The sequence below is a fragment of the Janthinobacterium aestuarii genome (genome assembly GCF_051380835.1).
GTDB lineage: Bacteria > Pseudomonadota > Gammaproteobacteria > Burkholderiales > Burkholderiaceae_D > Janthinobacterium > Janthinobacterium aestuarii.
This window is the reverse complement of record NZ_JBNYXU010000001.1, coordinates 577,860-591,111: the sequence shown is the minus strand read 5'-3', so window position 1 is coordinate 591,111 and position 13,252 is coordinate 577,860. Positions and strand designations below refer to the sequence as shown.

The 13,252-nt window shown below is 63.9% G+C and carries 12 protein-coding genes; 4 read left to right on the top strand and 8 right to left on the bottom strand.

Annotated features, from left to right (window positions below):
- Positions 1-88 precede the first annotated feature (88 nt).
- The 8 genes from ACQ4WO_RS02655 to ACQ4WO_RS02620 form a co-directional block, all read right to left on the bottom strand.
- Entirely contained in the window at positions 89-1,717 is a 1,629-nt protein-coding gene (locus ACQ4WO_RS02655; protein WP_436480122.1) for a methyl-accepting chemotaxis protein, read from the bottom strand.
- A 168-nt stretch (positions 1,718-1,885) separates the two neighbouring features.
- The gene (gene xylB / locus ACQ4WO_RS02650) at positions 1,886-3,367 is read right to left on the bottom strand and encodes a xylulokinase (protein ID WP_436480121.1); all 1,482 of its coding nucleotides are present in this window, start codon (positions 3,365-3,367) and stop codon (positions 1,886-1,888) included.
- A 17-nt stretch (positions 3,368-3,384) separates the two neighbouring features.
- Positions 3,385-4,275: an AraC family transcriptional regulator gene (locus ACQ4WO_RS02645; protein ID WP_436480120.1), complete on the bottom strand. Its 891-nt coding sequence runs from the start codon at positions 4,273-4,275 to the stop codon at positions 3,385-3,387.
- Positions 4,276-4,309: 34 nt separating this feature from the next.
- Positions 4,310-5,434 carry an ABC transporter ATP-binding protein gene (locus ACQ4WO_RS02640; RefSeq protein ID WP_436480119.1) on the bottom strand — a complete coding sequence of 375 codons (1,125 nt, stop codon included), beginning with the start codon at positions 5,432-5,434 and terminating at the stop codon, positions 4,310-4,312.
- Positions 5,435-5,438: 4 nt separating this feature from the next.
- Complete coding sequence (locus ACQ4WO_RS02635) at positions 5,439-6,479, bottom strand: NAD(P)-dependent alcohol dehydrogenase (protein WP_436480118.1); 1,041 nt, start codon at positions 6,477-6,479, stop codon at positions 5,439-5,441.
- Positions 6,480-6,490: 11 nt separating this feature from the next.
- Complete coding sequence (locus ACQ4WO_RS02630) at positions 6,491-7,318, bottom strand: carbohydrate ABC transporter permease (RefSeq protein WP_436480117.1); 828 nt, start codon at positions 7,316-7,318, stop codon at positions 6,491-6,493.
- A complete protein-coding gene (locus ACQ4WO_RS02625; RefSeq protein ID WP_436480116.1) occupies positions 7,306-8,196 on the bottom strand; it encodes a carbohydrate ABC transporter permease in 891 nt (296 codons plus the stop codon). Before ACQ4WO_RS02625 ends, ACQ4WO_RS02630 begins: the two co-directional genes overlap by 13 nt.
- Before the next feature lie 160 nt (positions 8,197-8,356).
- On the bottom strand, positions 8,357-9,628 hold the full coding sequence (locus ACQ4WO_RS02620; protein WP_436480115.1) for an ABC transporter substrate-binding protein: 1,272 nt from the start codon (positions 9,626-9,628) through the stop codon (positions 8,357-8,359).
- A 293-nt stretch (positions 9,629-9,921) separates the two neighbouring features.
- Here ACQ4WO_RS02620 and ACQ4WO_RS02615 point away from each other — a divergent pair, with 293 nt between their 5' ends.
- The 4 genes from ACQ4WO_RS02615 (at position 9,922) to ACQ4WO_RS02600 (ending at position 13,215) form a co-directional block, all read left to right on the top strand.
- Positions 9,922-10,914 carry a sugar ABC transporter substrate-binding protein gene (locus ACQ4WO_RS02615; RefSeq protein ID WP_436480114.1) on the top strand — a complete coding sequence of 331 codons (993 nt, stop codon included), beginning with the start codon at positions 9,922-9,924 and terminating at the stop codon, positions 10,912-10,914.
- Positions 10,915-11,010: 96 nt separating this feature from the next.
- Complete coding sequence (locus tag ACQ4WO_RS02610) at positions 11,011-11,970, top strand: ABC transporter permease (protein ID WP_436480113.1); 960 nt, start codon at positions 11,011-11,013, stop codon at positions 11,968-11,970.
- A gap of 5 nt (positions 11,971-11,975) precedes the next feature.
- Complete coding sequence (locus ACQ4WO_RS02605) at positions 11,976-12,767, top strand: ATP-binding cassette domain-containing protein (RefSeq protein WP_436480112.1); 792 nt, start codon at positions 11,976-11,978, stop codon at positions 12,765-12,767.
- Positions 12,760-13,215 (top strand): RbsD/FucU family protein, encoded by a 456-nt coding sequence (locus ACQ4WO_RS02600; RefSeq protein ID WP_436480111.1) that lies wholly within the window; start codon positions 12,760-12,762, stop codon positions 13,213-13,215. The genes ACQ4WO_RS02605 and ACQ4WO_RS02600 overlap by 8 nt, the downstream gene beginning before the upstream one ends.
- The last annotated feature ends 37 nt before the right edge of the window (positions 13,216-13,252 follow it).

Below are 13,252 nucleotides of genomic sequence, written 5' to 3'. Positions count from 1 at the left end.
GAAAGGAAATAATATAAGAATTTTGGCGCGATATTTGCCTGATCGGGTGCCGCTTGACTGGCATCAAGCGGCGCGTGGCACGCCCGCTTCAGGCCAGCGACAGCGTCCGGGCTGCGGTGGCGCCCGCCGCTGCGGCCACGCCGGGCGTGCCGTGCAGCTTGAAGATGCTGACGGCGTCGGCCAGGCTGGCCGCCTGCTGCTGCAGCGCGTCCGCGGCGGCGGCGGCCTGCTCCACCAGGGCCGCGTTCTGCTGCGTCACGCCATCCATCTGGCTGATGGCGATGCTGATCTGCTCGATGCCGTCGCGCTGCTCCACGCTGGCCACGGCGATCTCGCCGATGATGGCGTTCACACGCTGCACGCTGCTCACGACGTCATCCATCGTGCGCCCCGCCTGGCCGGCCAGCACGCTGCCCTCTTCCACCGTGCGCACGGATTCGCCGATCAACTGCTTGATTTCCATGGCCGCCGCGCTTGACCTCTGCGCCAGGCTGCGCACTTCCGTCGCCACGACGGCAAAGCCGCGCCCCTGTTCGCCAGCGCGCGCCGCTTCCACGGCCGCATTCAGGGCGAGGATATTCGTCTGGAAGGCGATGCCGTCGATGACGGCGATGATGTCGACGATGCGCTTGGACGAGGCATTGATATGGCTCATGGTCTGCACCATCTGCGCCACGGCTGCGCCGCCGCGCTGCGCCACGTCGGACGCGCCGCCAGCCAGCTGGCGCGCCTGGTCGGCATTCTCGTTATTCTGCCGCACCGTGGACGTCAGTTCGATCATCGAGGCGGCCGTCTCTTCCAGCGAACTGGCCTGCTCCTCCGTGCGCGAAGACAGGTCCATATTGCCGCTGGCGATTTCCGCCGAGGCCGTGGCGATGGCGTCCGTGCCTGTGCGCACACGTCCCACGATGGCGGCCAGGTTGCCGCTCATCGCTTTCAGGGCCCGCAGCAGGTCGCCGATTTCATCGCGGCTGCCATCGGCCACCACGGCGCGCAAGTCGCCGGCCGCCACCTGCTGGGCGATGCCGACGGCCGCGCCCAGCGGCAGCGTGATGCTGCGGATCAGCCACCACACGGTGACGGTACCGACCACCAGGGTCACCAGCACGGTGGCCAGCATGACGATGCTGGCGCTGCGGTGCGCGGCCGCGTCCTGCTCCTTCATTTGCGCCATCAGGCTGTGCGACTGCTTGCCGATGGCAGCGACGATGGCGTCGATCTGGCGCGTCGGTTCGCGATCCATGCCCTTGACCAGCGCATCGACCACGTGGGCGCTGTCGGCGCGCGCGCCATCAAATTTTTGCAGGGCCGCCAGGTAGCTCACGCCCAGCGCATCGTGCGCCTGCAGCGCCTGCGCCACGGGCGCCGTGTCGAGCCCCAGCGCCGCCATCATCGATTGCAGGCTTTTCAATTCCTTGCGCGTCTGCGCGCCGCTGGCGACGAACGCTTCGCGGTAGCGCTGGAAGGCGGCAGCATCGCCGCCGCGCAGCAGGATGTTTTTCCACTCCTGCACCTGGATCTTGAATTCCACCTGCGCGCTGCGCGCCGCGTCGATGGCCTCCGTCAGGGCCACGGCGCGCTGCATGGCGTCCGCGCTGCGCGCACTGGCCGCGTCGAGCGCGCTCCAGCCGCGCGCGCCGACGAACACCAGCGCAAGAAAGAAGAAGGCGCCCAACAGACCGAGGCGGACGGAGATTTTCAGATTCGCAAGTTGCATGTGTTTCTCCCGGCGGCAAGAACAGGATGGCAACAAAGGCGCCGCCAAAAACTATCCAATTCTCACCAAATAAGGAAATCATGCGACGCGCCCCATGAAAAACCAAGCAACACTTTCGCTAGAGAAACACTTTCAACATAGAAACAACAAATTACAAGGAAAAGTTAACTATCCGGCCACGCCGTCGGCCGCCGCGCCGGCAAATTCCTCGCGCAGCAGCGGATACAGACGCCGGTAGCGCGCCAGCCGTTCGTCCAGCACGGCGGAGGTTTGCGGCGCAATTGTCTCCTGCACGGCAGGCCGCGTACACACTTGCGCGGGCGGCAAGCCCGTCACCGCCATCTGCGCCAGACGCGCCGCACCCATGGTGCCGCCAGCCGCGCCGTGGTCGTGGCGCAGCACGTGCAAGCCCGAGGCATTCGCGCACAGCTGGGCCCAGAAGCGGCTGCGCGAACCGCCGCCGACGAACGATGCTTCTTCCAGATGCGTGCCGGCGCTGCGCAAGGCCGCATTGCCATCGGCCATGGCAAAAGCCACGCCTTCCATCGCGCTGTAGGCCAGTTCCGCCCGGCCGTGTTCCGTCGACAGGCCAAAGAACACGCCGCGCGCGGAAGCGTCGTTGTGCGGCGTGCGCTCGCCGCTCAAATACGGCAGGAAGATGGGCGCCGTGCGCGCCTCGACGTTTTCCGCCAGGCTGACCAATTCGCCGATATCGCTCGACTGCGTCAGCCGCGCCACCCAGCTGAGGCTGGACGCGGCGCTGAGGATCACGCTCATCTGGTGCCAACGCCCGGGCAGGCAGTGGCAGAACGCGTGCACGCCCTGGCCCGGATTCGGCGCAAAGCCGTCGCTGCCGGCAAACAGCACGCCGGACGTCCCCAGCGACAGCAGGCCGGCGCCCGGCTCCACCACGCCCAGGCCGACAGCCGCCGCCGCATTGTCGCCCGCGCCGCCGGCCAGCAGCACCGGGTGCGCGATGCCCCATTCCTGGCACAGCGAGGGCCGCACCTGCGCGGCGACGGCGCTGCCTTCGACCAGGCGCGGCATGTGCTCGCGGGTCAGGCCCGTGGCCGCCAGCATGCGCTCGGACCAATCGCGTTTGGCCACGTCCAGCCACAGGGTGCCGGAAGCGTCGGACATATCGGAAACATACTCGCCCGTCAGGCGCAGGGCCACGTAATCCTTGGGCAGCAAGATCTTGGCCGTGGCGCGGAACAGCGACGGTTCGTACTTTTGCAGCCACAGCAGCTTGGGCGCCGTGAAGCCGGGCATGGCCTGGTTGCCCGTGATGGCGCGCGACTCGGGCACCAGCGCCTCGAGTTCCACGCATTCGGCAAAGGCGCGCGTGTCGTTCCACAGGATGGCTGCGCGCAGCACGTGCTGTTGCTTGTCGAGCAGGGTGGCGCCATGCATCTGGCCCGACAGGGCGATGCCGCGCAAGCCGGAAAACGCCACCGGCTGGGCGGCGCGGATGGCGGCGATGACGTCCAGGGTGGCGTGCCACCAGTCTTCGGGATTCTGTTCCGACCAGCCGGGATGGGGGCTGGACACGCGCAGGGTCACGCCGGCGCTGGCAACGATGGTTTGCGCGTCATCGGTGAGGATGGCCTTGACTTCGGAAGTGCCGATATCGATACCGAGATAAGTCATTTGATTCCAGAATAAAGTTAAAAATGGCCGTCGCCGGACGGATCGGGCATGTTCATCAGCAGGCAGGAGCGGAACTTCGACGGCGACATCTGCTTGTGGGCCAAAAACTGGCGGTTGAAATTGGAAAGGTTGTTGAATCCCGTGCGGTAGCAGATATCGGTGACCTTCATGTCCGTGTTCATCAGCAGCTCGCAGGCCAGCGCGATGCGCTCCTGGTTCACGTACTGGATGAACGAGGTGCCCGTATGCTTGCGGAAGAAACGCGTGAACTTGAGCGTATTCATCTCCGCCACGTCAGCCACGTCCTGCTCGCAAAAATCGAGCGTGATGTTCTGCTTGATATACGCCAGCACCAGGTTGATGGTCGACGACATGTAGCGGCCCGCCTGCGCCAGATAAGTGACGCTGGCCAGGGGCCGCCGCTCGCGGCAGTCGCACAGCTCGCCAAACAGGCGCGTAAACAGTTCAACCCGGCGCAAGCCCTGCGCCGTCGTCAATTCCTTCATCAGCGGCACCAGGCGCAGGCCCAGCGCATCGGGAAATTGCAAGCCCCTGGCAGCCTCGCCCAGCAGGGCTTTCAGGGGCGCCATTTCCGGGAACAGCAGCGCGCAGCGTTCGATGAAGTCGCCGGAAAACTGCAGCACCAGGTCGCGCTCGGGCAAGACCACGCCTTCCGGCAGTTCGCTGACCCAGTTGTGCGGCAGGTTCGGCCCCGTCAGGATCAGATTGCCCGCCCCGTAGCTGCCGATATGGTCGCCGATGAAAAATTTGCCGTTTGACGTAATGATGAAGTGCAGTTCGTACTCGGGATGAAAATGCCATTTCGCCACCGTGTGCGGAAAGCCGTGCGCCCACGCGCGAAACGATTCATGGATCGGTTTGTGGATCAGTTCCAGGTCAGGCATCACGGCAGTTCCTTACGCGGTCTCGTTGCCAGCTATTCTAACCACTTACCTGGGCATTGAGCGCCAAAGCCAGACCGCTGTCGGCGTCGAACAGGTGCATGTGCTCTTCATCGAAGGCCAGCGCCAGGGTCTGGCCCACCTGCGCCGCGCTGTTGGCCGCGTTCGCCGGCAGCAGCGCCGACAAGGTCAGGACGCCGCACTGGAAGCTGATCAACGCTTCGGCGCCCAGCAGCTCGACCAGGTCGATCACGCACGCCAGGCCATGCGTGCCTGCCTGCTCCCGCGGCAGCGCCGCGCGCAAGTGATTCGGGCGCAGGCCGAAGACCACGCGCGCGCCCGAATGCAGCGCCGCGAAGCGGGGAGAAATCAATGGCCAGCGGTAGCCGGCGCACACGAGCACCGTTTGCCCGCCCTCTTTTTCAACGAGGCCATCGATGAAGTTCATGGCCGGCGTGCCGATGAAGCCGGCCGCGAACAGGGTGCGCGGATGGTTGTACAGTTCCGCCGGCGTGCCGATCTGCTCGATATGCCCCCCCTTCATCAGCACCACCCTGTCGGCCAGGGTCATGGCTTCCAGCTGGTCGTGCGTGACGTACAGGGTGGTGGTGCGCAGGCGGCGGTGCAGGCGCTTGATGTCGGCGCGCAGCTGCGCGCGCAGCTTGGCGTCCAGGTTCGACAGCGGTTCGTCGAACAGGAACACTTGCGGCGTCTTGATCATGGCGCGCGCAATGGCCGTGCGCTGCTGCTGGCCGCCCGACATGGCGCGCGGCTTGCGTTCCAACAGGCTGTCCAGGCTGAGGATGGCCGCCACCTCGCGCACGCGGCGCTCGATCTCGTCGTTCGGCACCTTCAGGCGGCGCAGGCCGAAGGCGATGTTGTCGTACACCGTCATGTGCGGATACAGCGCGTAGTTCTGGAACACCATCGCCACGTTGCGCGCGCGCGGCGGCAAATCGTTGACGATGGCGCCGCCGATGTGCAGCTCGCCGCCGCTGATGTCTTCCAGGCCCGCGATCATGCGCAGCAAGGTCGATTTGCCGCAGCCCGACGGCCCCAGCAGGACGATGAATTCGCCGTCATCGATTTCCAGGTCGAACGGCTGCAGCACGGCCGTTTTCTCGTCATAAGTCTTGTGCAGCTGCCTGCAAGTGATGTTTGCCATGGTGTTAGTCTCCTGCCAGTTCGATCTGGATCTTGACGTCGCGCGGATGGCCCTGGGCCGCTTCCTCGAACGCCCGCACGCCGTCGGCAAAGCCGAAGGTGCGCGAAATGAAGGGTTTGACATCGATCTTGCCGGAAGCCAGCAAGGCGATCGCGCGCGGGAAGATGTTCGCGTAGCGGAACACGGATTCGATGCGCACTTCCTTCGCCTGGATGGCGACGATATCGAAAGGGACATTTTCGGGCGGCATGCCGACCAGCACCAGGCAGCCGTTCGGGCACAGCAGGTCGACGATGTTGTCGTAGGCGCGCATGCTGCCGCTGGCCTCGAAAACGATGTCGGCGCCCCAGCCGTCCGTCAGCTCGCGCACCGTATCAAACAGGCTGGCGTGGCGCACATCGACTGTGGTCACGGCGGGATTGCCGGCGAACAGGGCCAGCTTTTCCGGCACCAGGTCGGCCAGGATCACGCGCGAGCAGCCGCCCGCCAGCGCGGCCAGCGCATTCATGGCGCCGATGGTGCCGGCGCCGATCACGACAGCCACGTCGCCCGGCTTGATGGCCGCCTTCTTGGCCGCCTGCAGGCCGATGGCCAGAGGTTCGACGATGGCGCCTTCGCCGAAGCTGACGTTGTCGGGCAGCTTGAAGGTAAAGGCGGCCGGATGCACGACATACGGCGTGAGGCAGCCGTGGATGGGCGGCGTGGCCCAGAATCGCACGGCGGGATCGAGGTTGTACAAGCCGCGCATGGTGGCAGGCGAATCGAACTGCGGCACGCCCGGCTCCATGCAGACGCGGTCGCCCACCTTCAGGTGCGTCACGTCATCGCCCACTTCGGCTACCACGCCGGACGCCTCGTGGCCGAGCACCATCGGCGCTTCGACGGCGAAAGGGCCGATCTTGCCATGTTTGAAGTAATGCACGTCGCTGCCGCAGATGCCCACGGTGTGAATCTTGATTTTCACGTCGCGCGGGCCGACAACGAGCGGCAGGTTGATGTCGCGCAGGGTGATGGAATGCGCTTGTTCCAGTACGAGTGCTTGCATGATGGATTTCCTTATTTATGTTTGAGCATGGAGTTGAGCAGCCGTCCCAGGATGCCGACGAACAGCAGCGGCGGCAGCGCCAGCAGCACGGTGGAAGCGTTCACCACGCCCCACGGCACTTCCTGGCCCATCGAGGTAAAGGCCGACGCCACCACGGGCAGGGTCATGCTTTTCGACGAGGTGAGCGCCAGCGCGATCATCAGTTCATTCCAGACCAGCACGAAGCTGAAGACGATGCCGCCCATCAGGGTTTTCGAGGCCACCGGCAGGGCCACGTACCAGAACACCTGGTAAGGGCCGTAGCCATCGAGCGCGGCCGCCTCCTCGATCTCTTTCGGGATGCGGGCAAACGCGGGAATCGACAGCCAGATGATGGTCGACAGGGTCACCAGCAGATACGTCACCACCATCGACAGACGCGAGTCGTACAGGCCCAGGTCGATCCAGATCGAGATCAGCGGAATGGCGACGGCCACCGGCGGCAAAAAGCGCAGGGATAGCAGGAAGAACTGGATATCCTTCTTGGCCGGGATCGGATAGCGGGCGATCGCATACGCGGCGGGCACGCCCAGCACGGCGCCGGCAAGCACGGCCACGCCGACGATGGCCACGCTGTTGCCCAGTCCCGTCAGCACTTCCGGGCTGGCCAGCACCTGCTTGTAGTTGGCCAGTGTCGGGCTGAAGAAAAAGCGCGGCACGGGCGTGACGATGTCCATCAGCTCCTTGAAGGAATTGAGCACGGCCCACAGGATGGGGAACAGCGCCACCAGGATAATCGCGGTGGTAATGGCGGTGGTGGCGGCATGGTCCACGCCGCGCCGGATAGTCAGTTTTCCCATTTGGCGACTCGCTTCCAGAGCAATGTGAAAATAATGGTCGTGGCCAGCATCATCAGCACGGCCATGCTCGATGCGTACGACACCTTGCCCATCAGGCCGATGCCTTGCGCATACGCATACATGTCCAGGGTTTCGGTGGAGATGCCGGGGCCGCCCTTGGTCATCACGTAGATCAGGTCGAACGAGCGCAGCGACTCGACCATCTTGATGAACACGAGGCTCATGATGGGTACCTTCAGCATGGGCAGTGCGATGTAGGCATACACCTGGAGCGTGCCGGCGTAGTCGAGGCGCGCCGCTTCCAGCGGTTCGCCGGGCAGGGTTTCCAGCAGTTTCAGGATGACGGCGCCGAAGAACAGGCCCCACTGCCAGATATCGACCAGCGCCACCGCATACAGGGCCGTGGCGGGGTCGGACAGCAGGGCCGTGCCGCCCAGGCCCACGCATTCGAGCATCCAGTTCAAAATACCCATCAGCGGCGAGTACATGAACTTCCAGATAAAGGCGGCCGAGACGCGCGGCAGCAGCACGGGCACGATCAGCAGCAGCGCGATGACGTCACGCGTACGGCCCTTCACTTTCTCGAACAGGAACACGGCCAGCAGCACGCCGACGATCAGCGAACCGGCCACGGTCACCACTTCCCACACCGCCGAGACCTGCACGGCGTTCATGAAGCGGCGGTCGCCGAACAGGCGAATGAAATTGGCCAGCCCCACGTATTCGCTGTCGCTGTAGCGCAGCACGCGGTTTTGCAGGGCCAGGTTGATGGCGGCGATACTGGGCACCAGGCCCAGCACCAGCAGAACCAGCAGCGGCAAGGTCAGGAAGACGGCAGGCAGCCAGGTGTGGCGTTTTTTATGGATGGAGTGTGGCATAGGAATCAGCTTTCAAACGAGAACGGGCAAGCGCTGGCTTTAGCCCCAAGGCAAGAGCTGGGGTCAGACCCGGCGGGGGATTGCGTCCCAGTGGGGCGCAACCCGATCGCGAAGCGACTGACCCCAGCACTTCCGCCGTTGGGTGAAACGGCAATACGGCTTATTTGCGTTTCTTCGCCCGCGAAACCACCTCGGTCGCATACTCATTCGCCTCATCGAGCGCGCTTTGCACGTCGCCGCGCGTGCCCGTAAAGACTTCTTCGAGCACGACGCCCAGGTTGTCGCCAATGTCCGGCCATTCGGGGCTAGGCCAGATGGTGACGCGCGAGACTGGCGTGGTGTCCGTCAGGCCCGCCTGGATCTGCGGCTTGACGTGCTTGCGGAAGTAGTCGCTGTTGATGGTGCTGGTGCGGTTGTAGTCGCTGAAGACGTTGTCCTTCAGGCGCGCCTGCTCCTGCTCCTTGCCCGTGGCGAATGCGATGAACTTGCCGGCCGCCTGGCGCGTGCATTCATCTTTCGCGCCGGTGGCGGAGATGGCCAGGCCGTGGCCATACGCGGCCGATGGCAGCGGCGCTGGCGGGCGTACATAGCCGACCTTGTCGACCACCGCGGATTTTTTCGGATCTTCCATCCAGTCGGCGAACGGCGTCGATTCGATCATGAAGGCCACCTTGCCCGACCTGAATGCTTCGAGCGCGTTGCTCCAGTCATAGGTGGCGCCGCCCGGTGGCGAATACTTGAACAGCTCGCGGTACAGGGTGGTGGCCTTGACGGCCTGCGGCGAATTGAAGGCCGGCATGCCATTGTTTTCCCACTTGCCGCCGGCGGCCAGCATGAACGGCGCCCAACGCCACACATTCATGCCCGAGCCGCGCTGGCCCCGCGCCGCCCAGCCATACACGTTCGGCGGATTATTCATTTTCTTGACGGCGGCGACCAGTTCATCGAGCGTTTTCGGCACGGCGATGCCGGCCTTTTCCAGCAGGTCGCGACGGTAGAACAGGAAATCGCTGCCGCCGATCAAGGGCGCGAAATACGCCACGCCCTTGTACGAGGCGACGGCGCGGCGGCCCGGCAGGAAGTCGTCGTAGTCGGCGTCCTTGGGCAGGTATTTGAGCAGGGGGACGACCCAGCCGGCCGTGGCGAATTCGGCCACGTTGGCTTCGTCGATGTAATAGATCTGGTAGGAACCGGCCTTGGTGGAAGCATCGAGGCGGGCTTTCGAGCGGCGGTCGTTTTCGCCGAAATAGCTGATTTGTACCTTGGTGCCGCTTTTCTTTTCATACTCGGCGAGGGTCTTTTCCATCACGGTCAAGCCCAGACTTTTTTGCGCCAGCACCTTGATCACGGGCACCGAGCAGCTTTGCGCCGAGGCGTCTGCAAACCCGGCGGACATGAGGGTACCCCATGCAACAGCAGTCATGATTTTCATAACACGTCTCCATTTTTATAGTCCGGCGGTTTTCCACCGGTATGCCAACTATAAAAACAAAACCCATCTGCCACCACTGCAAAAGCGGCGAGTTTTCAAATACTATTTTTCAGCAAAACGACATCCGTGCCGGCCGCGATGGACTGATCTTTTTTACCACACACAATATATAAAGCCGCTTGATTTATTAATTTGCCGGGCGTATATTTGGCTCGGGCACCGCATTGACGGCCGCCCCCAGGCCGAGGCAATCGCCTCCCGGTAAAAAATAAATAGATTCTGGAGACCACACAATGAACGTCAAACAATGCATCGCACTGGCTATCCTGACGGCAGCCGGCGGCGCCGCCATGGCCGAGGAACCGATCGTCGGCCTGATCACCAAGACCGATACCAACCCCTTCTTTGTGAAGATGAAAGAAGGCGCGCAGCAACGCGCAAAACTGAAGGGCGCCAAGCTGTTGACGGCGGCCGGGCGCGCCGACGGCGACAACGCCGGCCAGGTGACGGCGATTGAAAACATGGTGGCCGCCGGTGCCAAGGCGATCATGATCACGCCGAGCGATTCGAAAGCCATCGTGCCGGCCATCAAGAAGGTGCGCGCCGCCGGCGTGCTGGTGATCGCCCTCGACAGCCCGACCGAGCCGCAGGACGCCACCGATGCGCTGTTCGCCACCGACAACTACAAGGCCGGCTTGCTGATCGGCCAATACGCGAAGGCCGCCTTCGCCGGCAAGCCCGCCAAGATCGCCATGCTGGACTTGTTCCCCGGCCATCCGGTGGGGATCGCCCGCCACAACGGTTTTCTGGCCGGCTACGGCGCGCCGGGCATCAGCGCCAAGACGGTCGGGCCGGCGAAAACCGCCGACGTGGTGTGCATGGCCGACAGTTTCGGCGACCAGGGCAAGGGCCAGACGGCGATGGAAAACTGCCTGCAGAAAAATCCCGACATCAATCTCGTGTACACCATCAACGAACCGGCTGCCGCCGGCGCCTACAAGGCGCTCAAGGCCGTGGGCAAGGAAAAGAACGTGATGATTGTTTCGGTCGACGGCGGCTGCGCCGGCGTGCGCGACGTCAAGGCCGGTGTCATCGCGGCGACCGCGCAGCAGTATCCGCTGAACATGGCGGGCCTGGGCGTCGAAGCCGGCGTCGAGTACGCCAAGAACGGGAAGAAGGCCAGCGGCTACGTCGACACCGGCGTCACCCTGATCAGCGACAAACAGCAAGCAGGCATCGAGAGCCGCGACACGGCGTTCGGTCTGAACTCCTGCTGGGGTAAATAAATCCACGCAGGCGGCCGCGTTCGGCAAGGCTATCTGCCTTGCCGGCGCGCGGCCGCCTGCGCGTCGCCTTTTTCCCCTCTTGAATATGGATAACAGATGCGTTCCACCATCCCGACATTTATGCCGCCGCTCTCGACACTGGGCCCGGTCATTGCCCTGCTCGCCGCCTGCGCATTCTTCGCGTCGCAGAGCGACCGCTTCCTCAGCAGCCAGAATTTTTCCCTGATTTTGCAGCAGGTCATGGTCGTCGGCATTATCGCCATCGGCCAGACCCTGATCATCCTGACCGCCGGCATCGACCTGTCCTGCGGCATGGCGATGGCCCTGGGCTCGGTCATCATGACCAAATTCGCCGTCGACCTCGGCATGAACCCCTATCTCGCGATCGGGTGCGGCATCGCCGTCACCGTGCTGATCGGCTTCATCAACGGCGCGCTGGTGACCTCGGTCAAGCTGCCGGCGTTTATCGTCACGCTGGGCACGATGAACATTGCCTTCGCCGTCACGCAGCTGTACTCGCAGGCCCAGACCGTCACCGGCCTGCCGGAAGCGATGGGTTTTTTCGGCAACACCTTCCAGCTCGGCCAGGCCACCTTTACCTACGGCACCGTACTGATGCTGGGCATGTACGTGCTGACCTGGCTGTACCTGCGCGAGACCGCGCCCGGCCGCCACCTCTACGCCGTCGGCAACAATCCGGAGGCGGCCCGCCTGACCGGCATCGCCACGAATAAAGTCTTGTTGGGCGTCTACATGATCGCCGGGATGTGCTACGGCATCGCCGCGCTGATGTCGGTGGCGCGCATGGGCGTGGGCGACCCGCAGGGCGGCCAGACTGACAACCTCGACAGCATCACCGCCGTCGTGCTCGGCGGCACCAGCCTGTTCGGCGGACGTGGTTCGATCATGGGCACGCTCGTCGGCGTGCTGATCGTCGGCGTGTTTCGCAATGGCCTGACCCTGATGGGCGTGTCCTCGGTGTACCAGATCCTGGTGACGGGCATCCTGGTCATCCTGGCCGTGGCAACCGATCAACTGACACACAAGAAAGGTTGATGAGCATGACGACACCTGTACAACCGGTATTCCAGGCCCGCGGCCTGGTCAAGCGCTACGGCAGCGTGACCGCGCTCGACGGCACCGATTTTGACTTGTTGCCGGGCGAGATACTCGCCGTGATCGGTGACAACGGCGCCGGCAAATCCTCGCTGATCAAGGCCCTGTCGGGCGCCCTCGTCCCGGACGAAGGCGAGATGCTGCTCGACGGCACGCCGATCCACCTGAAGTCGCCAATCGACGCCCGCCGCTACGGTATCGAGACGGTGTACCAGGACCTGGCCGTGGCGCCGGCCATGACGATCGCCGAGAACCTGTTCCTCGGCCGTGAACTGCTGCGCAAGGGCATGTTGTCGCGCTTCCTGCGCTGCATCGACAAGAAGCAGATGCTGGCCGAGGCGGAAGCCCATATGCGCGATTTGAAAATCGGCATCCGTTCGATGAAGCAAGCCGTCGGTACCCTGTCTGGCGGCCAGCGCCAGGGCGTGGCCGTGGCGCGCAGCACGGCGTTTGCCAAACATGTCGTGATACTTGATGAACCAACCGCCGCACTCGGCGTAAAGGAGGGCAATATGGTACTGGAACTGATACGCAATGTGCGCGACCGCGGCCTGCCGGTGATTTTGATCAGCCACAACATGCCGCACGTGTTCGAGATCGCCGACCGCATCCACGTGCAACGCCTGGGCAAGCGCGTCGCTGTCCTCAACCCGAAGCACATCAGCATGTCCGACACCGTGGCGGTCATGACGGGCGCCAAGAGCGCCGAAGACTTTCCGGAGGAAGCCCATGCTTAAGGGAATCGATCCGCTGCTCAGCCCGGAATTGCTGAAGATCCTGTGCGAAATGGGCCATGGCGAGGAAGTCGTGCTGGTCGACGCCAACTTCACCAGCCAGACCCTGGGCCAGGGCAAGCCGCTGGTACGCCTGCCCGGCATCGACCTGCAGCGTGCCAGCGCGGCGCTGCTGTCGGTGTTTCCGCTGGACGCCATGGTGGACCAGCCGGTCGCCTTCATGAAGGTATGCAACACCGCCGACGGCTATCTGTCGGCGCTGCAGCGCACCATGCTCGAGCAGATCGCCGCCACCGGCGCCGCCACGCCCGAGCAATGCGAGGCGGTCGAGCGCTTCGCCTTCTACGAACGCGTCAAGGGCGCCTACGCCATCGTGCAGACCGGCGAAATGCAGCCGTACGCCAATTTCCTGTTCAAGAAGGGTGTGATCAGCGATCCGCTGGCGGACTGAGGAACGTGCAGCTGGAATAAAACATACAATATAAGGA

Bases quoted from the DNA above. Each gene is read 5' to 3' on its own strand.
- ACQ4WO_RS02655 (WP_436480122.1), bottom strand. From the start codon at position 1,717: ATGCAACTTGCGAATCTGAAAATCTCCGTCCGCCTCGGTCTGTTGGGC.
- xylB (WP_436480121.1), bottom strand. From the start codon at position 3,367: ATGACTTATCTCGGTATCGATATCGGCACTTCCGAAGTCAAGGCCATC.
- ACQ4WO_RS02640 (WP_436480119.1), bottom strand. From the start codon at position 5,434: ATGGCAAACATCACTTGCAGGCAGCTGCACAAGACTTATGACGAGAAA.
- ACQ4WO_RS02635 (WP_436480118.1), bottom strand. From the start codon at position 6,479: ATGCAAGCACTCGTACTGGAACAAGCGCATTCCATCACCCTGCGCGAC.
- ACQ4WO_RS02630 (WP_436480117.1), bottom strand. From the start codon at position 7,318: ATGGGAAAACTGACTATCCGGCGCGGCGTGGACCATGCCGCCACCACC.
- ACQ4WO_RS02625 (WP_436480116.1), bottom strand. From the start codon at position 8,196: ATGCCACACTCCATCCATAAAAAACGCCACACCTGGCTGCCTGCCGTC.
- ACQ4WO_RS02620 (WP_436480115.1), bottom strand. From the start codon at position 9,628: ATGAAAATCATGACTGCTGTTGCATGGGGTACCCTCATGTCCGCCGGG.
- ACQ4WO_RS02615 (WP_436480114.1), top strand. From the start codon at position 9,922: ATGAACGTCAAACAATGCATCGCACTGGCTATCCTGACGGCAGCCGGC.
- ACQ4WO_RS02610 (WP_436480113.1), top strand. From the start codon at position 11,011: ATGCGTTCCACCATCCCGACATTTATGCCGCCGCTCTCGACACTGGGC.
- ACQ4WO_RS02605 (WP_436480112.1), top strand. From the start codon at position 11,976: ATGACGACACCTGTACAACCGGTATTCCAGGCCCGCGGCCTGGTCAAG.
- ACQ4WO_RS02600 (WP_436480111.1), top strand. From the start codon at position 12,760: ATGCTTAAGGGAATCGATCCGCTGCTCAGCCCGGAATTGCTGAAGATC.